Source organism: Ruegeria sp. YTSA226 (assembly GCF_059609905.1).
This window is the reverse complement of the sequence record NZ_JBXWMQ010000003.1, coordinates 272,089-288,504: the sequence shown is the minus strand read 5'-3', so window position 1 is coordinate 288,504 and position 16,416 is coordinate 272,089. Positions and strand designations below refer to the sequence as shown.

The following is a 16,416-nucleotide window of genomic DNA, read 5'->3' as shown; positions in this document are numbered from 1 at the left end:
ACAATCGCAAGGCAGGAATTTGGTGACTTTTCTCATTCGTCGCACAGCGTTGGCTGTGCTGTTTACCACGTCATTCGCCATTCCGGCTTATGCCGACACTGGGTTCGGTGCGTATCTTGCCGGGCGTCAGGCGATTTTTCAGGACGACTATACGGCGGCTGAGAAATACTTTGCGCAAGCATTGCGCGCAGATCCTCAAAACGACCGGTTGCTGGAGAATGTCGTCGTTGCGCGCTTGTCGCTGGGCGAGGTTAAGCGCGCTTTGCCGATTGCCCAAACCATCGAAGATTTGGGCCTGCCCAACCAGCCCGCGAAAATGGCGATTGCCGCTAATCTGGTGGCTGAAGGCAAGCTGGATGAACTGCTGGCCCGCGACCCTGAAACGCAAGGCGTCGGGCCGCTGGTTGACGGGTTAATATTGGGCTGGGCCCATATGGGCCAGGGTGCGATGACCAGCGCGCTGGAGCAGTTTGACCAAGTTGCAGCGCAGGAAGGTCTGCGCGAGTTCGCGCTTTACCACAAAGCTTTGGCACTGGCCTCAGTCGGAGACTTTGAAGGCGCCGAGGCAGTCTTTGCGGCCGATAACGGTGTTGTGGCGCGATTTACCCGCCGCGCAGCGCTGGCACGGACCGAGGTTCTGTCGCAGCTGGACCGCAATGAGGATGCGCTGCAGTTTCTGGATGACGTGTTCGAGTCCGGCTCTGATCCCTCGATTGAAGGGTACGAATCGCGTCTGAGCGCTGGCGAAACGCTGCCCTTTACTCATGTCCGCACATCGCAGGACGGTATCGCAGAAGTGTTCTTTTCCGTGGGAGCCGCGCTTAGCAGTGAGGCGGCTGAGAATTACGTCCTGCTTTATGCGCAGGTCGCAGCCTTTCTGCGCCCGGATCACGTGGACGCAATCTTGTTGAGTGCCGAACTTTTGGACGAGTTGGAGCAATACGATCTTGCCGTCGAAGCGTATCGCAAAGTGCCCGCGAGCAGCAGTGACTATCACGCTGCTGAACTGGGCCGGGCCGAGGTGCTTGTCACGGCAGGCAAAACCGATGCGGCGGAAGAAGTCTTGCAGACCCTTGCGACGCAGAGACCGGATCTGCCAAGTGTTCACGTGGCGCTGGCTGATTTGCAAAGACGTGAAGAAAACTATGCTGCGGCTGTCGAAACCTATAGCACAGCGATTGAATTGATTGATGCTGATGGTGGCGGCAACTGGTTCCTGCACTACGCCCGTGGTATCTCGTACGAGCGACTAAAGCAGTGGGACAATGCTGAGGCCGATTTCCGCCGTGCGCTAGAACTTAACCCCGACCAACCGCAGGTCCTGAATTATCTGGGTTATTCGCTTGTAGAACGGCGCGAAAATCTGGACGAAGCGCTTGGCATGATCGAACGCGCCGTCGCCGCACGCCCTGGTAGCGGCTATATCGTCGACAGCTTGGGATGGGTTCTGTTTCGACTGGGCCGCTATGAAGAGGCGGTCGAGCATATGGAGCGTGCCGTCGAGCTGATGCCGGTAGACCCAGTGGTGAATGATCACCTGGGTGACGTTTACTGGGCCGTGGGCCGCGCACGCGAAGCCGAGTTCCAGTGGAAGCGGGCATTGTCTTTCATTGACCTCGAAGACGCCGATGGTGAGGCCGACCCCGAGCGTATTCGCCGCAAGATCGAGGTCGGGCTGGACGAGGTTCTGATCGAAGAAGGTGCCGCGCCGCTGAAGGTCGCCAATGAAGGCTAAGGCTTTCGCGCCCGCCAAGATCAACCTTACTTTGCACGTCACCGGCCAGCGCGTGGACGGCTATCACCTGTTGGATTCGCTCGTGGTGTTTGCCGATCTGGGCGATACGCTGCATTTCACCGCAGGTGAGGCGCTGTCGATCTCTGTCACCGGCGAACATGCGGCGGGTGTGCCAAGCGATAGTCGCAATCTGGTGTGGAAAGCCGCCGAGGCTGCAGGCTGGACTGGGCATATTGACCTGAACAAAGAGCTGCCGCATGGGGGCGGGATCGGCGGCGGTTCTTCCGATGCCGCCGCAACTTTGCGGATGATAGAAGATGAGGGTGGAGCTATCCCGCCGGGAACTGCGCTGCGCCTAGGGGCGGATGTTCCTGTTTGCACGGCGGCCAGTCCCAGCCGTATGCGCGGCATCGGAGAACGTTTGGACCCAGTCACGCTCCCGCATCTACCGTCCTTGTTGGTCAACCCGGGCGTAGAGGTTCCAACGCCTGCGATATTCGCGGCTTTGGAATGCAGGGAAAACCCGCCCATGGCAGAGGATATCCCGGTATTTGAGGGGCCTCAGGATTGTGCCGAATGGCTGGGGAAACAGCGAAACGACCTGGAAGGTCCAACCACATTGCTGGCCCCCGAAGTCGCGCAGGTGCTGGACGCGCTGAGCGATACAAAAGCGGCGTTGTTGGCGCGCATGTCAGGGTCAGGATCGACCTGCTTCGCACTGTACCCCACGATGAAGGCCGCCCATTTCGCCGCCTATGAGATCGGCGCAGCCCACCCCGACTGGTGGTGCCGTGCGGTTCAGCTTAACTAAGGCGCGCGACGACGAAATCGGCGAGGTCACTCAGCAGGGTACGGATCTCATGATCGGGTAGGATGGTCAGCGACGCCTTGGCCTTATTGGCCCAGCCAAGCGCATCTTTGCGCGTCGCCGCAAGCGTGCCGTATTTACCCATGAGACCAAGAGCGGTTTCGAGGTCACCGCTCTCTTGACGGCCCCGGCCTATGGTGCGCTGCCAGAAGGCACGTTCTTCGGGGGTGGCCTGCGCCACCGCCTTGATCACCGGCAGCGTCAGCTTACGCTCGCGGAAGTCGTCGCCGACATTCTTGCCGGTCGCTTTGCTGTCGCCCTGATAATCCAGCAGGTCATCAGCGATCTGGAAGGCAATCCCCAGCGCATCGCCATAATCGAAGAGCGCCTTGACCTGGGCCTCTGACGCTTGGGCGATGACCCCGCCCACCTCGGTTGCGGCTGAGAACAAGGCTGCGGTCTTGCCGCGCACAACCTGAAGATAGATGGCCTCATCCGTGCCCAGATCGGTTGCAGCAGTCATCTGTAGCACTTCGCCCTCGGCGATCGTGGCAGACGCATTGGCAAGGATGTCCAGAACCCTAAGAGACCCGGTCTCGACCATAAGCTGGAAGCTGCGTGAGAACAGGTAATCCCCAACCAGAACGCTGGATTTGTTGTCCCAAAGCAGATTCGCTGTTGGCCGTCCGCGCCTTTGTGCGCTTTCGTCGACAACATCGTCATGCAACAGGGTCGCGGTGTGGATGAACTCAACCGTTGCCGCCAGACGCAAATGGTGATCCCCGGCATAGTCGAACAGCCGCGCCGCGGCCAGTGTCAGCATCGGACGCAGGCGCTTGCCACCAGCTTCGACCAAATGTGCGGTGACTTCGGGAATGCGGGGCGCGTGTTCTGAGGCCATGCGCGTGCGTATCAGGTCATTGACCGCGTCCATTTCACCCGAAAGAATCTCGGCCAGCCGCTCATGCGGTTTTGAGACTGTGCTGATGTTCATCACACTCCTGATACAAGGCTCGACTTCCGCCTCACCTTGCCCTTACATCCATCCCCATGAAAGAACTTTTGCGCAGCACCGATCCGGCGATCCTGGCCTTTGCATCCGCCCTTCTTCAGGGCGAGGATATAGACTGCTTTCAGATGGACGTAAATATGAGCATCCTAGAAGGCGGCATTGGTATTTTCCCCCGGCGCCTTATGGTGCGGGCAGATGATTTGACCCGCGCTGAACGGGTGATGCGCGACAATGAGATCCCGCTGGGCCGATGATGCAATTCACTGACCCAGAGCTAAGTTTGAACGACTTTTTGAATGGGCGCGTTCGGATTTGGCAGCCCCTGTCCGGCTATCGCGCCGGGGTCGATCCTGTGTTGCTGGCGGCAGCGGTACCGGCAAAGGCTGGGCAATCCGTGCTGGAGCTGGGATGTGGCGCTGGTGCCGCCATCATGTGCCTGATGGCGCGCGTGCCGGGATTGAACGCCACGGGTGTTGAGCTGCAATCGCCCTATGCCGATCTGGCCAGCCGCAACGCGGATCAGAATGCGCAGGCGCTGACAGTGGTGCAGGCCGATCTGAGCAAACTGCCAACTGAGCTGAAACAACAGCAGTTCGATCATGTGATTGCGAATCCGCCCTATTACTTGGCCGGTGCCCATAGCCCTGCGGCGGACTCAGGTCGCGGAATTGCCTTGGGCGAGGATACCCCGTTGCGCGATTGGTTCGATTGTGCGGCAAAGCGCCTTGCACCGCGGGGTTATCTGCACATGATCCAAAAGGCCGATCGGTTGCCCGACATGCTGTCAGCCTGTGAGGGGCGGCTTGGCTCAGTCGAAGTTCTGCCTCTGGCCGCGCGGGCAGGTCGGAAGGCTGAACTGGTGGTCCTTAGGGCCAGAAAAGGCGGTCGAGCTGCGTTTCAACTGCATGCCCCGCTGATTTTGCACAAGGGTGTGCGCCACGAAAAAGACGGCGAAAGCTATACCTCTCAGATATCGTACGTTTTGCGCGACGGTGCTGCGCTGAACGGGTTTTCGGATCAATAGGCGCCAACCAGCCGAATTTGTCAGATTTATTATAGAATCTGTGCGTCTGCAGCGTGACAGGCTGGAAACGATGTGCTCAACTTCCTACGTTATTCAGAGACACCAATGAAGGAGTATCGCCATGAGCGTGAGCGCACATCTGACGGAACTGAAGAAGAAGCACGAAACTCTCGGTCTCGAAGTAGAACAAGCCCAGCGCGCGCCAGGTATCGACGATCTTCATATCGCTCAACTCAAGAAGCAGAAGCTAAGGCTTAAGGAAGAAATAGAGCGACTTTCCAGTTAACCTTTTAGGCTGGTGCGCGCGGCTATGACCGCGCCGCCGGTGACCAGAACCGCCGCGATTGCTAGGCCCCAGGATGGCGCAGCGATCCCGGCGACTACCAAAACAACGGTAGACAACAGGGGCGCTGCATAAGACGCGGTGCCGAGGATCTGAATGTCACCCTGTTTGACCCCAATATCCCAGACATAGAACGCCAATCCGACCGGCCCCAGCCCCAACGCCATGACCGAGGTCCAGCCAAAGGCTGTGTCCGGCCAAACGGTCTCTTCGATGGCCAGATGCAAGCCGCCCGATGCGATGGCGGTAAAGACGCAGAACACCGCGACCGAGCTTGTGGGGGTGTCCCCCAGACGGCGGGACAAAACGGAATAGCCCGACCATGTCAGAGCGCACAGCATCGCCAGCCCGTAACCGGGCAGGTGGCTGGCCTGAAATCCTGCGCCACCACCCCCGGTGATGATCACAGCGGCCCCGGCAAAACCCAGACAGGCCCCGATCAGATGCCCAGCGCGCAGATTCTCGCCCGGCAGGAGGCCGGAGAACAGCACAATCAGCAGCGGCCAGAGATAGGCGATCAGCCCGGCCTCGGCCGCAGGGGCCATGCGCAGAGCCGAGAAATAGAGCGCGTGATAGCCAAACAACCCGATGGTGCCGAACAGATAGGTGGTCCAACGCACGGTCCGCAGCTGCCCCAGCCCGCCATTGGCCCAGGTCCAGATCAGCCCCAGCGTCCCCCCGATCGAGAAGCAGATCGTATTCAGCAACAGCGCAGGAACGGGGGCTGAGCCGACGGTGAACAGGGCCAGAAGGGACCAGAGTAAAACGGCGACAAAACCGATAGTAGTGGCGCGGTTTCGGGTCATGCGGCTGACAGGTCCTCGACTGGAATGATGTCGAACTCATCGGATATATGTGCGGTCTTTTCAATCTCGGCCAGAAACCAATCCCGAAACGCCGCAATCTGAGGGCGGTTCTCGGCCCCCGAGAGGCACAGGAAGCGAAAGCGCCCCTTTGTTTCGATGGCGGTCTTGAAAGGTGCGACCAGCGTGCCTTCGGTTAGATCTTTCAGGATCATGGCCCGGCGGCCAAGCGCGACGCCAACGCCCGCAACAGCCGCGTCAATTGCGTGATCGGCGTTCGAAAACTCGGCACCATGGGTCGGGGTATGTGCGATGCCCACGGCCCTGAACCAGGCGGGCCAATCACTGGGTGGGGTCAGAAAGCGGATCGAGGCGTCATGGATCAACGGTGCATCCCGCAGGCTTTCCGGCGTGGTGAACTGGCGGGCGAGCTCGGGCGTCATGACCGGCGTCAGCCATTCCCGGCGCACTGGCACGGAATACAGCCCCTTATCTGCACCTTCGCCAAATCGGATGGCCACATCCACATCATCCCGTTCAAGGTCGATGATGCGTAACGTGGCCGAGAATTTCAGATCTATTTCGGGATGTGCGCGGGCAAATTCGTATAGGCGGGGCGCCAGCCATTTGGCCGTCAGGGCAGGGCCCGCTGTGACGGTCAGGCTAGTGTCGTCACCCTGTCTGCTCACGGCGCGCCATGCGGCTTGTAACGTGGCAAATCCATCCGCGGCGCCCGGGGCCAGGGTGCGCCCAGCCTCTGTCAGCTCCACCGCGCGGTTCAGGCGGTGAAACAGAGGGCGGCCCAAATGCTCCTCAAGGGATTTGATCTGAAAGGACAGGGCCGCAGGCGTTACATGCAGCTCTGCCGCGGCTTTGGCAAAAGACATGTGCCGGGCGGCGGCATCAAAGGCACGCAAAGCGGTCAAGGGCGGCAGGTAGTCGCTCATAGTATAGAAATTCTTAACTGAATGTTCAAAAAAGCTCGTTTGTGGCTTTGCCAACTAGAGTTCATATTGCTCATAAGTCAAGGAAAACTGTTTTGAACTGAGAGGCTGCCATGATTGAGATGACAACAAATCCAGCTGCACAATCGGCGATTCTGCGCGCGCATGAGGCGCGGGGCAAAGCGGTTCTGAATGTGTTGAAGTGGATTTTCGGTTCCCGCTGATCGCAGCGCGCGCGGTCTTACGGGATAAAAGAAGGGCCGGTTCTGCTTAGAACCGGCCCGCTTGCATTTTGACAGCCAACTTAGGCGAAGAACTGAGCACCATTGGCCGAGATGGTCGATCCGTTGATGAATTGCGAGTCTTCAGAGGCCAGGAAAGCAACGCAGCGTGCGATCTCTTCCGGTTCGCCCAGTCGGCCCGCTGGAATCTGGCTGATGATGGAATCACGAACCTTCTCGGGGACAGCCATGACCATTTCGGTTGCGATATAGCCAGGGCAGATAGCGTTGGCGGTGATGCCCGCGCGTGCGCCTTCCTGCGCCAGCGACTTCACGATTCCCAGATCACCCGCTTTGGTTGCGGCATAGTTCACCTGAGCGAACTGACCCTTTTGACCGTTGATCGAGCTGATGACTATGACACGGCCAAACTTGCGCTCACGCATGCCAGGCCAAACCGGGTGAACGGTGTTGAATACGCCGGTTAGGTTGGTGTCGATCACCTGATGCCACTGCTCGGGTGTCATTTTGTGGAATGGGGCGTCCTTGGTGATGCCGGCATTGGCAACAACGATGTCGATCGGGCCAATCTCGGCTTCGACCTTTTCGATGCCCGCTTTGGATTCGTCATAATCCGCAACGTTCCATTTGTAGGTGGCGATTCCGGTCTCGTCGGTGAAATTCGCGGCGGCTTCGTCGTTCCCCGCGTAGGTGGCTGCAACATTGTACCCTTCGGCCTTAAGCGCCTTGGAAATTGCTGCGCCAATGCCGCGGGAACCGCCGGTGACGAGTGCTGTTCGTGCCATTTAGGAATCCTCCAATTTAAGTCGTCTTGGTAATGCTGTTACTATTCCGAACCAACCAGCGCAACAATATTGCGCAGGCAAGTTGCCGCAGCGCTGGGTTTTTTGGTTTCGCCTCAGGGTAGTGTGAGGCCACGATCTTTACCCAATGCACGGCAATAGTCGATCCAGTCCTTATTTTCGTTCAGCAGAGCCAAATTGCCAAAGCGAACGTGCCATGTCTCGGACAATCGAACCTGCGCGGACTGGATGTGTTTGTAGGGGTTCTTAATGCCTTCCATTGCGGCCTGATCACGAGCTTCCACAACGAATAACGCCGCGCTGGCAAGCACGGCGTTTGTGGTTGTTTGGTCCTTGTTCCGGCGTGCTCTCAGCTCGGCCTGCTCTGTAAAGATGACGCTGCACTCCGTCAGGCTGGTCGAAAGCGGTTGACGGTTCTGTGCGTCTGCGGCCCCTGCAAAGCAAATCACAAGGGCCGAAATAAGAGTGGGCCGAGAAGGCATTGTTAGATCAGTCGCGCTCGACACATAGGGCGACGCCCATGCCGCCACCGATGCACAGAGTCGCCAGACCTTTTTTCGCGTCCCGCCGCTTCATTTCGAACAACAGAGTGTTCAGAACGCGGCAGCCCGAGGCGCCGATCGGGTGACCGATGGCAATGGCGCCGCCATTGACGTTCACGATGGACGGGTCCCAGCCCATGTCTTTGTTCACTGCACAAGCTTGTGCGGCAAAGGCTTCGTTGGCTTCGATCAGATCCAGATCGTCAACCGACCAGCCCGCCTTTTCCAGCGCCTTGCGCGAGGCATAGATCGGGCCGACGCCCATAATCGACGGGTCCAGACCAGCGGTAGCATAAGATGCAATCCGCGCCAGAGGCTCAATCCCGCGCTTTTCGGCATTTGCCGCCGACATCAGCAGGGTCGCAGCCGCGCCGTCGTTCAGGCCCGAGGCATTGGCGGCGGTGACCGATCCGTCCTTAGCAAAAGCCGGGCGCAGTTTGGCCATGGCTTCCATGGTTGCGCCGTGGCGGATGTATTCGTCCTTGTCCATCACGATGTCACCCTTGCGGGTCTTGATGGTAAAGGGGGTGATCTCATCGGCGAATTTGCCTGCCTTCTGCGCAGCTTCGGCCTTGTTCTGGCTTGCGACGGCGAATTCATCCTGCATATCGCGGCTGATCTGCCACTTTTCAGCAACGTTTTCGGCGGTTTGACCCATGTGATACCCGTTGAACGCATCCCACAGTCCATCGCGGATCATTGTGTCGATATACTTCATGTCGCCCATCTTTTGTCCGGCGCGCAGAGCGGCGGCATGGGGCGACAGGGTCATGTTCTCTTGTCCGCCAGCAGCGACGATATCAGCATCGCCCAGTTGGATATGCTGTGCGCCCAGTGCCACGGCGCGCAGGCCGGATCCGCAGACCTGGTTGATGCCCCAGGCCGCGCTTTCTTGCGGCAGACCGGCGTTGATATGCGCCTGACGCGCCGGGTTCTGACCCTGGGCTGCGGTCAGAACCTGACCCAAAATTGTCTCGCTGACTTCGCCTTTTTCGATTCCGGCGCGTTCGACAACGGCTTCAAGAACGGCTGTGCCCAAATCATGGGCTGCGGTGTTCGCAAACGAACCACCAAAGCTGCCGACGCCTGTACGTGCGGCGGATGCGATAACTACATTGGTCATTATGATCAGTCCTTTACCGTCATGGTCCGGCGGAATGTCTGACGGCGCAGGTCGAGAGGTTCCCCCCGCAACAAGACCGCCCCGTAATCCCCCGCTCAAGTATCACTGCAATAGCGCAATGCTGCATTTGCAGCAACGGGCAGCTTGTCTCAGGACCCAAGGTCTCTGGTTTTTTGGGGTTAACCCGCCGATTTCTGTTCGTTTTCCGTTTTCCAGGGCGCAGAAACCGTAGGTGCGCCGAACAGAAATCCTTGCAGACAATCGACGCCATTGGCCACCAAAAACTCAGCATCCGCCTTGGTTTCGACCGATTCGGCCGTGACCAGAATCTCAAATTCCCTTGCAACTGCGATCAGGGCACGAACCAGCGCCTGATTATCAGGGTTTTCACTGATGCCGCGGATGAATTGGCCATCAATCTTGGCGGCATCAAAAAGAAACTCGCGGAAATGGCGGAAGTAGAAATTGCTAGCACCAAAATCATCCAGCGCAAATGCAACGCCACGTGGTTGCAACCGGTCCATGAAATCAACCACGAGTTCCGGCACGGTCATGGCCGAACTTTCGGATATTTCAAGGATCAGCCTTTCACCGATACTGGCGTCTTTTTTCATGAACCGGTCAAGAACACGCGACCAACGTCCATATCCGATCGACCGTGCGGACATATTGATCGACATGCGGATGTCCGGGGTGCGCGCCAATGTGCGCAGGCCCATCTCAAGCGCGATGCAGTCCAATTCGCGGCCAATCGGGGTGTTTTCAAGCTGAGGCATAAATTCGCGTGCCGGGATGACACGACCGGTTTCATCCAGCACCCGGATGAAGCCCTCGTAGAAGGCGATACCATGTGGCGCGTTAGCCTGCATGACCGGTTGAAAGGCCAGTTTGCACTGTTTGTGTTTGACAGCATCCGTAGCCATCTGGATCGTTGAGTTGTCGCGCGACAGCACAGCCGCGTTTAACGGGCTGTCTGATCCTTCGGGTAAATCTGCCAGTTTCCTGTCCCGCATGATCGAAATCGCTTCCCTACCGTCGTCGGTCAGGATCCAATTTCAGGGCAAAGATGTGAATCTGCGGTTAATGGAAATGAAAATGTCAGCGGGCTGCGTCCAGAACACGTCCCAGAGATCTCGCGGCACCAATAACTGAACCCGTAAAACCCAGCACCATCATGGCCAGTCCAAACGCGATCAGCGTTGCGGTCCCGGCGGCCAGCGCTGTCAGCATTGCGAGAAGCAGGCCTATCAGACCTAAAACTGTGGAAAATGTTGTCCAACGGGTCATGATAATCTCCGGTCACTCGTAATGCACATCGTTTGGATATGTGCAGGCTGAGCCAATTTTCAAGAAAATCAGCACGTGACCGGCGGATTCAAGCTTGTTTTGCTTCGGATTTGTGCGTTTCGGTCTCAAAATGCTCAAATCCGGGCGTCCCTCGATCCCTGGGGTTGCGCGAGATATGCTTGGCTTTGATCTGCTCCGAGCTATCCCGGCTGCCGTCATGGCTGTAACCGGGTGGGGCAAAGCAATAGGCCAACCGCTGGCGCAAAGTTAGCCCCGATTGCGTGGCATCCTGCCAGATTCCGACCCATTCGTGAAAAGCGACGCGCAACGGGTTGAAGGTTCCGATATTGTGAACCAACCCATAGTCGACCTTGTCATCGACCTGCTCTGGCACAAAGGTGCCGAACATCTTGTCCCAGATGATGAACACGCCAGCATAGTTGCAATCCAGATAGCGCGCGTTGCGGCCATGATGGGCGCGGTGGTGGCTGGGGGTGTTCATAACCGCCTCGAACCAGCGGGGCATCTTGCCGATGGCCTCGGTGTGAATCCAGAACTGATAGATCAGGTTCAGACCGCCGACAAACAGAACCATTGCCGGATGAAACCCCAGCAGGATCAGCGGCGCGCGCACGACCATCATGAAGGTGAATGTATAAGTCCAGGTCTGACGCAACGCTGTGGTCAGGTTGTAATGCTGAGAGCTATGATGGTTCACATGGCTGGCCCAGACCCAACGGATGCGATGCCCGAACCGATGCACCCAATAGTAACGCAAATCGTCCAGCAAAAAGCACAGGACAATCACCGGGATCGAGGTGCCCAGGTTCAGCGGAGTAATCTGCCACAACCACATAAAGAACCCGTAGGCGATGAAACCGAGCAGAAACCCCGAGGCAATATTGCCCGCGCCCATGATCAGCGAAGTGACCGCATCCCGCGTTTCATAGCGCCCGCCCCGGCCCTTGAAAGCGATCCAGACGAACTCGGCCAGAATTGCGGCGATAAAGAACGGGACTGCCCATTGCACGGCATCGGGAAAGGAAATCTGGTCGGTCATGCGGGCTCCATCAGGTGTCGCCAGTGGGCGCGTTCGATGTCATCGAGGTGGATGCGGGTTGAGGGGGTTCCGAAATCATGAAACTGAACTTCGAATCCGTCCGGATGCTCGATCCAGTCATAATCCTGCAGGTGGCGGGCCACGGTATCCGCGCCGAACGACCACAAAAGGCCAGAACCGGTTGTGGTTCGGATCAGCGCGGAACGTTCGTCATGCGCTACGGTTACATCTGCGATCACGTCATCGGGGAAATGGCGCGACCATTGCGCGCGGGCCAGATCAGGCGTCAGGGCGAACTGCCGCGAACGGCCCGTCAGATGCAGCAGAATAGTAATTCCGCCGATCCCCCCAACGACCAGAACCAACAATATCTCAAGCGGCATGACATCCTCCTGACCGACAAACTGCAAAGCAGATGCGCGGCTGTCAAAGGTGGCGTCGCGTAAGCTGGAATTGGACCTGTGGCACCGGTTGGGAATCACGGCGCCTTTGTAAAGAGGTCAGTTGGTAATCGTATAGGTCCCCCCGGAATCACCCTTGCCCTTGTTGCGGGTAAAGGTCACCTGGTTCCCTTCTATCGTTACTTTCTGGCAATCCTGCGGGATCTGATTTCCGCCAACAACAAGCGTTCGGCACCAAAACCTTTTGTTCCAGGCCCATGCGCCCGAGAATTTGACCTTGTCGCTGGTTTGCCCGGAAATCTTCCCGTCGGGTGAAATAAGCACCCAGGTGCCGCCATTCACCAGTTTCTTACCGGCAACAGCATTCAGAAAATCTTGTTCTTTCTTGATGTCTTTGGCCTCGGCAACCAATGCCGAGCCCAAAACCAGACAGGCAGCAATGGCCAGAGTGAATACGTTCTTCATAAAGAAAGCCTCCTCGTTACAACAACGGGGAGGCTATCATAAATTCAGGACTTCAGGAAAACGACCTTAGCTTTCTTCCGCGACCAGTGCCGCAATGATCGCCTTGGCACTGTCTGAATTCCACTCGGCATCCCCGATCAGGCGGGCGACTTCATTGCCATCGGGGTCAAGAATGACCGTGATTGGCAGGGCAATGACACCGAACTCACGTGCCACGGCCGAGCCCGGATCTTGATGGCGCGGCAGGTTCTCGATGTTGTTTTCCTCGAAAAACTTCTTGATCCCCGCGGGTGAATTGCGCCCAGTGGCCAATGTCAGGACTTCGAATTTGTCACCCCCGAATTCCGCCTGCAACTCGGCGATCTGAGGCATTTCCTTGCGGCACGGTGCGCACCATGTGGCCCAAAAGTTCAGCAGAACGTATTTGCCCTGATAGTTGGCAAGCGTTGCGGTGCCACCGTCATCTTCCAACTGAAATTCGACCAAGGTGTGCGGTTTGGGCTCTTTGTGCAGGATCAACCGCTTCAGGGTGCCTTCGCGCAGCGGACCCAGAGTTTCCGCATCTGTGGCCAAAGCCGCGTTTGCACCTAGCGCAAGGGCCATATAAAGGGGGATCAGACGAAATAGGCGCATATCAACTCCGGGTTTTCTTACATGACCGATCAATCTTCGAACCAGATGTGGGGCGGCCGCTTTGCCGCCGGTCCAGACGCGATCATGGAGGCAATCAATGCCTCGATCGGGTTCGATCAGCGGATGGCAGCCCAGGACATTGCAGGCTCGCGCGCCCATGCCGCCATGTTGGCTGCCACAGGCGTTATAACTGATAGTGATGCTGAAGCTATTCGGGAAGGGCTGCTCACCGTATTGTCAGAAATTCAGAGTGGCGCGTTTCAGTTCTCGACCGCGCTGGAAGACATCCACATGAATGTCGAGGCACGGCTGAAAGAGGTCATTGGCGAACCTGCAGGCCGTTTGCACACAGGCCGGTCGCGCAATGATCAGGTGGCAACCGATTTTAAACTGTGGGTGCGTGATCAGTTCGATGCCGCCGATACCGGTCTGCTGGCCCTAATCCGCGCGCTTTTAGCGCAGGCAGAGGCCGGGGCGGACTGGGTCATGCCGGGCTTTACGCATCTGCAAACCGCCCAGCCTGTGACCTGGGGTCATCACATGATGGCTTATGTCGAAATGTTCGGGCGTGATCTGTCGCGCGTCCGCGATGCCCGCGCGCGGATGAACGAATCCCCACTGGGGGCTGCCGCGCTGGCTGGAACCTCGTTCCCTATTGATCGGGTCATGACCGCCGAGGCGCTGGGCTTTGACCGTCCCGCTGCCAATTCGCTGGACGCCGTCAGTGACCGCGATTTTGCGCTGGAATTTCTGTCAACTGCTTCGATCTGCGCAATGCACCTGTCGCGCTTTGCCGAAGAACTGGTGATCTGGTCTTCTGCCCAGTTCCGCTTTGTCACCCTGTCTGACCGTTTTTCGACTGGCTCGTCTATCATGCCGCAAAAGAAGAACCCGGATGCGGCAGAACTGATCCGTGCCAAGGTCGGGCGCATTTATGGCGCCAACACCGCGCTGATGATGGTGATGAAGGGCTTGCCGCTGGCCTATTCCAAGGACATGCAGGAAGACAAGGAACAGGTTTTTGACGCTGCCGATAACTGGATGCTGGCGCTGGCAGCGATGGAAGGCATGGTCAAGGATATGACCGCCAACCGCGAAAGCCTGGCTGCGGCTGCAGGGTCGGGTTTTTCGACCGCGACTGATCTGGCCGACTGGCTGGTGCGCGTTCTGGGCCTGCCGTTCCGCGATGCCCATCACGTCACCGGATCGCTGGTTGCGATGGCCGAGAGCAAGGGCTGCGATCTGCCGGACCTGACGCTTGCGGATATGCAAACAGTGCATGCGCAGATCACCGATGACGTCTTTTCTGTCCTTACGGTGCAAAATTCGGTAAACTCGCGCCAGTCTTACGGCGGCACGGCACCGGATCAGGTGCGGGCTCAGGTCAAGCGATGGAAGGCGTTGGTGTAATGCGAATTCTGACTGCGGTTCTGTTGATTCTGGCCGGGGTAACCCTAGCCGGATGCGGTGCGGATGGTGAACCGATCCAACCAACGATGAGCGCCAATATCGGCGTCGGCACCAGCGGTGCCTATGTCGGGGGCGGCGTTGGCCTGCAACGCGGCCCCCTGAGCGTTTTTCTCGGGCGGTAGTGTTTCCCGAGTTGCAGTTTCAGCACTCAGTTCCCATTTCAGACCGATCAATGGCGCTTGGCCGTAAACCTTGGAAAAAGAAATGAATATGAAGATTTTAGGCCTGTTCTTTGGCCTCGCCATTCTTGCGGCTTGCGACCCATCCTATAAACCGCGACCCGATCCCGAACCCCAATCCGGCGGATCTGGAATTTCGATATCCGGTTATGGGCGGGTCGGCGTTTCGCATATTGAATGACGCGACACCCCTGTTTGCGTAGAATCCATTGATCCGCCGGGGCATTCTGGTCTAAGCGCGTCTTTATGGATCACTTTCTTTACCGCGACGGCGCGCTTTACGCCGAGGATGTCCCGATCTCCGAAATCGCAGCTGCGGTTGGGACACCCTTTTACGTCTATTCGACGGCGACGCTGCTGCGTCATTTCCAGCTGTTCGATGAGGCGTTGGACGGGACCGACCACCTCGTATGTTATGCGATGAAGGCCGCCAGCAATCAGGCGATCCTGAAGACGCTGGCCGAGGCAGGCGCGGGGATGGACGTTGTTTCGGGTGGGGAATACCTGCGGGCCAAAGCTGCCGGAGTGCCCGGCGATAAGATCGTGTTTTCGGGCGTTGGCAAAACAGCCGAAGAAATTCGCACTGCTCTGACCGGTGGCATTCGTCAGTTCAACGTGGAATCCGAACCCGAGATGGAGGTGATCAACGCCGTTGCGCTTGATTTGGGCGTCGTTGCTCCGATCACCGTTAGAGTAAATCCGGATGTGGACGCCAAGACCCACGCCAAAATAGCCACCGGAAAATCCGAGAATAAATTCGGCATTCCGATCGCCCGTGCGTCAGAAGTCTATGCCCACGCTGCCAGCCTGCCCGGGCTGAAGGTCATTGGCATCGACGTCCATATCGGCTCGCAACTGACCGAGCTGGAGCCTTTTGCATTGGCCTATCAGAAGGTTGCTGAGCTGACCGAGACGCTGCGCAGTGAGGGCCACAATATTCGCCGCCTTGATCTGGGTGGGGGGTTGGGCATTCCTTATGCGCGCTCGAACGACGCGCCGCCGCTGCCTTTGGAATACGGTGCGCTGATCAAAGACACTCTGGGTCATCTGGGATGCGAAATCGAAATAGAGCCGGGCCGCCTGATTGCCGGTAATGCTGGTTTGATGGTCAGCAAAGTGATCTATGTGAAATCCGGCGAGGGCCGGGATTTCCTGATCCTCGACGGTGCCATGAACGACCTGATCCGCCCGGCCATGTACGAAGCCTATCACGATATCGTACCGGTGATCGAACCCGTGCCGGGCACGGAACAGCAACCTTATGATATCGTCGGTCCGGTTTGCGAAAGCGGCGATACATTTGCCAAGCAACGGCAGATGCCGTCACTGGGTGCTGGTGATCTGGTCGCCTTTCGCAGCGCAGGGGCCTATGGCGCGGTCATGTCCAGCGAATACAACACGCGGCCCCTGATACCCGAAGTTCTGGTGCACGGAGATCAATTTGCCGTAATTCGTGAACGTCCGAGCTTTGACGAAATCATAAACCGCGATACCATACCCGAGTGGCTCTGACGCAATAGACGCGCGGGCCGGTGAACGGAG

The 16,416-nt window shown here is 57.9% G+C and carries 21 protein-coding genes; 9 read left to right on the top strand and 12 right to left on the bottom strand.

The window, feature by feature from the left end:
• The first annotated feature begins 22 nt into the window (after positions 1–22).
• Both AC2FFF_RS06415 and AC2FFF_RS06410 read left to right on the top strand, forming a co-directional pair.
• Entirely contained in the window at positions 23–1,735 is a 1,713-nt protein-coding gene (locus AC2FFF_RS06415) for a tetratricopeptide repeat protein (protein WP_281972569.1), read from the top strand.
• The gene (locus AC2FFF_RS06410; RefSeq protein WP_281972568.1) at positions 1,725–2,546 is read left to right on the top strand and encodes a 4-(cytidine 5'-diphospho)-2-C-methyl-D-erythritol kinase; all 822 of its coding nucleotides are present in this window, start codon (positions 1,725–1,727) and stop codon (positions 2,544–2,546) included. Before AC2FFF_RS06415 ends, AC2FFF_RS06410 begins: the two co-directional genes overlap by 11 nt.
• Here AC2FFF_RS06410 and AC2FFF_RS06405 read toward each other — a convergent pair.
• Positions 2,539–3,537 carry a polyprenyl synthetase family protein gene (locus AC2FFF_RS06405; RefSeq protein ID WP_281972567.1) on the bottom strand — a complete coding sequence of 333 codons (999 nt, stop codon included), beginning with the start codon at positions 3,535–3,537 and terminating at the stop codon, positions 2,539–2,541. The two genes, AC2FFF_RS06410 and AC2FFF_RS06405, sit on opposite strands and share 8 nt — an antisense overlap.
• A 56-nt stretch (positions 3,538–3,593) precedes the next feature.
• On the opposite strand from AC2FFF_RS06405, the gene AC2FFF_RS06400 reads away from it, so the two are divergent.
• The 3 genes from AC2FFF_RS06400 to AC2FFF_RS06390 all read left to right on the top strand — a co-directional run bounded on the left by AC2FFF_RS06400 (position 3,594) and on the right by AC2FFF_RS06390 (position 4,865).
• Positions 3,594–3,809 carry a putative signal transducing protein gene (locus tag AC2FFF_RS06400; protein WP_281972566.1) on the top strand — a complete coding sequence of 72 codons (216 nt, stop codon included), beginning with the start codon at positions 3,594–3,596 and terminating at the stop codon, positions 3,807–3,809.
• Entirely contained in the window at positions 3,806–4,579 is a 774-nt protein-coding gene (locus tag AC2FFF_RS06395; protein WP_281972565.1) for a tRNA1(Val) (adenine(37)-N6)-methyltransferase, read from the top strand. The genes AC2FFF_RS06400 and AC2FFF_RS06395 overlap by 4 nt, the downstream gene beginning before the upstream one ends.
• Before the next feature lie 121 nt (positions 4,580–4,700).
• Positions 4,701–4,865: a YdcH family protein gene (locus AC2FFF_RS06390; RefSeq protein ID WP_142635414.1), complete on the top strand. Its 165-nt coding sequence runs from the start codon at positions 4,701–4,703 to the stop codon at positions 4,863–4,865.
• Here AC2FFF_RS06390 and yddG read toward each other — a convergent pair.
• The 11 genes from yddG to AC2FFF_RS06335 form a co-directional block, all read right to left on the bottom strand.
• Positions 4,862–5,728 (bottom strand): aromatic amino acid exporter YddG, encoded by an 867-nt coding sequence (yddG, locus tag AC2FFF_RS06385; protein ID WP_496882891.1) that lies wholly within the window; start codon positions 5,726–5,728, stop codon positions 4,862–4,864. The genes AC2FFF_RS06390 and yddG overlap by 4 nt on opposite strands.
• A complete protein-coding gene (locus tag AC2FFF_RS06380; protein WP_142635418.1) occupies positions 5,725–6,672 on the bottom strand; it encodes a transcriptional regulator GcvA in 948 nt (315 codons plus the stop codon). The genes yddG and AC2FFF_RS06380 overlap by 4 nt, the downstream gene beginning before the upstream one ends.
• 301 nt (positions 6,673–6,973) lie before the next feature.
• Positions 6,974–7,696 (bottom strand): acetoacetyl-CoA reductase, encoded by a 723-nt coding sequence (gene phbB, locus AC2FFF_RS06375; protein ID WP_271948478.1) that lies wholly within the window; start codon positions 7,694–7,696, stop codon positions 6,974–6,976.
• Between the two features lie 113 nt (positions 7,697–7,809).
• Positions 7,810–8,196, bottom strand: coding sequence for a hypothetical protein (locus AC2FFF_RS06370; protein ID WP_496882890.1), 387 nt, complete (start codon positions 8,194–8,196; stop codon positions 7,810–7,812).
• A 7-nt stretch (positions 8,197–8,203) separates the two neighbouring features.
• A complete protein-coding gene (locus tag AC2FFF_RS06365) occupies positions 8,204–9,379 on the bottom strand; it encodes an acetyl-CoA C-acetyltransferase (RefSeq protein WP_142635424.1) in 1,176 nt (391 codons plus the stop codon).
• Between the two features lie 179 nt (positions 9,380–9,558).
• On the bottom strand, positions 9,559–10,392 hold the full coding sequence (locus tag AC2FFF_RS06360; RefSeq protein WP_142635426.1) for an EAL domain-containing protein: 834 nt from the start codon (positions 10,390–10,392) through the stop codon (positions 9,559–9,561).
• Positions 10,393–10,477: 85 nt separating this feature from the next.
• Complete coding sequence (locus AC2FFF_RS06355) at positions 10,478–10,666, bottom strand: hypothetical protein (protein ID WP_142635428.1); 189 nt, start codon at positions 10,664–10,666, stop codon at positions 10,478–10,480.
• 88 nt (positions 10,667–10,754) lie between these two features.
• Positions 10,755–11,726 carry a sterol desaturase family protein gene (locus tag AC2FFF_RS06350; protein ID WP_142635430.1) on the bottom strand — a complete coding sequence of 324 codons (972 nt, stop codon included), beginning with the start codon at positions 11,724–11,726 and terminating at the stop codon, positions 10,755–10,757.
• A complete protein-coding gene (locus AC2FFF_RS06345) occupies positions 11,723–12,109 on the bottom strand; it encodes a hypothetical protein (RefSeq protein ID WP_281972562.1) in 387 nt (128 codons plus the stop codon). The genes AC2FFF_RS06350 and AC2FFF_RS06345 overlap by 4 nt, the downstream gene beginning before the upstream one ends.
• A gap of 117 nt (positions 12,110–12,226) precedes the next feature.
• Entirely contained in the window at positions 12,227–12,592 is a 366-nt protein-coding gene (locus AC2FFF_RS06340; protein WP_281972561.1) for a hypothetical protein, read from the bottom strand.
• Between the two features lie 66 nt (positions 12,593–12,658).
• Entirely contained in the window at positions 12,659–13,225 is a 567-nt protein-coding gene (locus AC2FFF_RS06335) for a TlpA disulfide reductase family protein (RefSeq protein ID WP_281972560.1), read from the bottom strand.
• 21 nt (positions 13,226–13,246) lie between these two features.
• Here AC2FFF_RS06335 and argH point away from each other — a divergent pair, with 21 nt between their 5' ends.
• The 4 genes from argH (at position 13,247) to lysA (ending at position 16,386) form a co-directional block, all read left to right on the top strand.
• A complete protein-coding gene (argH, locus tag AC2FFF_RS06330; protein ID WP_281972559.1) occupies positions 13,247–14,635 on the top strand; it encodes an argininosuccinate lyase in 1,389 nt (462 codons plus the stop codon).
• Positions 14,635–14,817, top strand: a complete 183-nt coding sequence (locus tag AC2FFF_RS06325) for an argininosuccinate lyase (protein WP_281972558.1) — start codon at positions 14,635–14,637, stop codon at positions 14,815–14,817. Before argH ends, AC2FFF_RS06325 begins: the two co-directional genes overlap by 1 nt.
• Before the next feature lie 82 nt (positions 14,818–14,899).
• Entirely contained in the window at positions 14,900–15,055 is a 156-nt protein-coding gene (locus AC2FFF_RS06320; protein ID WP_185956656.1) for a hypothetical protein, read from the top strand.
• 65 nt (positions 15,056–15,120) lie between these two features.
• Complete coding sequence (gene lysA, locus AC2FFF_RS06315; RefSeq protein WP_271948459.1) at positions 15,121–16,386, top strand: diaminopimelate decarboxylase; 1,266 nt, start codon at positions 15,121–15,123, stop codon at positions 16,384–16,386.
• The last annotated feature ends 30 nt before the right edge of the window (positions 16,387–16,416 follow it).

What these genes read in the sequence shown, in the direction of transcription:
- phbB (WP_271948478.1), bottom strand. Translation starts at nt 7,696, where the DNA reads ATGGCACGAACAGCACTCGTCACCGGCGGTTCCCGCGGCATTGGCGCA.
- AC2FFF_RS06405 (WP_281972567.1), bottom strand. Translation starts at nt 3,537, where the DNA reads ATGAACATCAGCACAGTCTCAAAACCGCATGAGCGGCTGGCCGAGATT.
- yddG (WP_496882891.1), bottom strand. Translation starts at nt 5,728, where the DNA reads ATGACCCGAAACCGCGCCACTACTATCGGTTTTGTCGCCGTTTTACTC.
- argH (WP_281972559.1), top strand. Translation starts at nt 13,247, where the DNA reads ATGACCGATCAATCTTCGAACCAGATGTGGGGCGGCCGCTTTGCCGCC.
- AC2FFF_RS06325 (WP_281972558.1), top strand. Translation starts at nt 14,635, where the DNA reads ATGCGAATTCTGACTGCGGTTCTGTTGATTCTGGCCGGGGTAACCCTA.
- AC2FFF_RS06390 (WP_142635414.1), top strand. Translation starts at nt 4,701, where the DNA reads ATGAGCGTGAGCGCACATCTGACGGAACTGAAGAAGAAGCACGAAACT.
- AC2FFF_RS06370 (WP_496882890.1), bottom strand. Translation starts at nt 8,196, where the DNA reads ATGCCTTCTCGGCCCACTCTTATTTCGGCCCTTGTGATTTGCTTTGCA.
- AC2FFF_RS06350 (WP_142635430.1), bottom strand. Translation starts at nt 11,726, where the DNA reads ATGACCGACCAGATTTCCTTTCCCGATGCCGTGCAATGGGCAGTCCCG.
- AC2FFF_RS06335 (WP_281972560.1), bottom strand. Translation starts at nt 13,225, where the DNA reads ATGCGCCTATTTCGTCTGATCCCCCTTTATATGGCCCTTGCGCTAGGT.
- lysA (WP_271948459.1), top strand. Translation starts at nt 15,121, where the DNA reads ATGGATCACTTTCTTTACCGCGACGGCGCGCTTTACGCCGAGGATGTC.
- AC2FFF_RS06320 (WP_185956656.1), top strand. Translation starts at nt 14,900, where the DNA reads ATGAATATGAAGATTTTAGGCCTGTTCTTTGGCCTCGCCATTCTTGCG.
- AC2FFF_RS06345 (WP_281972562.1), bottom strand. Translation starts at nt 12,109, where the DNA reads ATGCCGCTTGAGATATTGTTGGTTCTGGTCGTTGGGGGGATCGGCGGA.
- AC2FFF_RS06400 (WP_281972566.1), top strand. Translation starts at nt 3,594, where the DNA reads ATGAAAGAACTTTTGCGCAGCACCGATCCGGCGATCCTGGCCTTTGCA.
- AC2FFF_RS06360 (WP_142635426.1), bottom strand. Translation starts at nt 10,392, where the DNA reads ATGCGGGACAGGAAACTGGCAGATTTACCCGAAGGATCAGACAGCCCG.
- AC2FFF_RS06395 (WP_281972565.1), top strand. Translation starts at nt 3,806, where the DNA reads ATGATGCAATTCACTGACCCAGAGCTAAGTTTGAACGACTTTTTGAAT.
- AC2FFF_RS06380 (WP_142635418.1), bottom strand. Translation starts at nt 6,672, where the DNA reads ATGAGCGACTACCTGCCGCCCTTGACCGCTTTGCGTGCCTTTGATGCC.
- AC2FFF_RS06340 (WP_281972561.1), bottom strand. Translation starts at nt 12,592, where the DNA reads ATGAAGAACGTATTCACTCTGGCCATTGCTGCCTGTCTGGTTTTGGGC.
- AC2FFF_RS06410 (WP_281972568.1), top strand. Translation starts at nt 1,725, where the DNA reads ATGAAGGCTAAGGCTTTCGCGCCCGCCAAGATCAACCTTACTTTGCAC.
- AC2FFF_RS06355 (WP_142635428.1), bottom strand. Translation starts at nt 10,666, where the DNA reads ATGACCCGTTGGACAACATTTTCCACAGTTTTAGGTCTGATAGGCCTG.
- AC2FFF_RS06365 (WP_142635424.1), bottom strand. Translation starts at nt 9,379, where the DNA reads ATGACCAATGTAGTTATCGCATCCGCCGCACGTACAGGCGTCGGCAGC.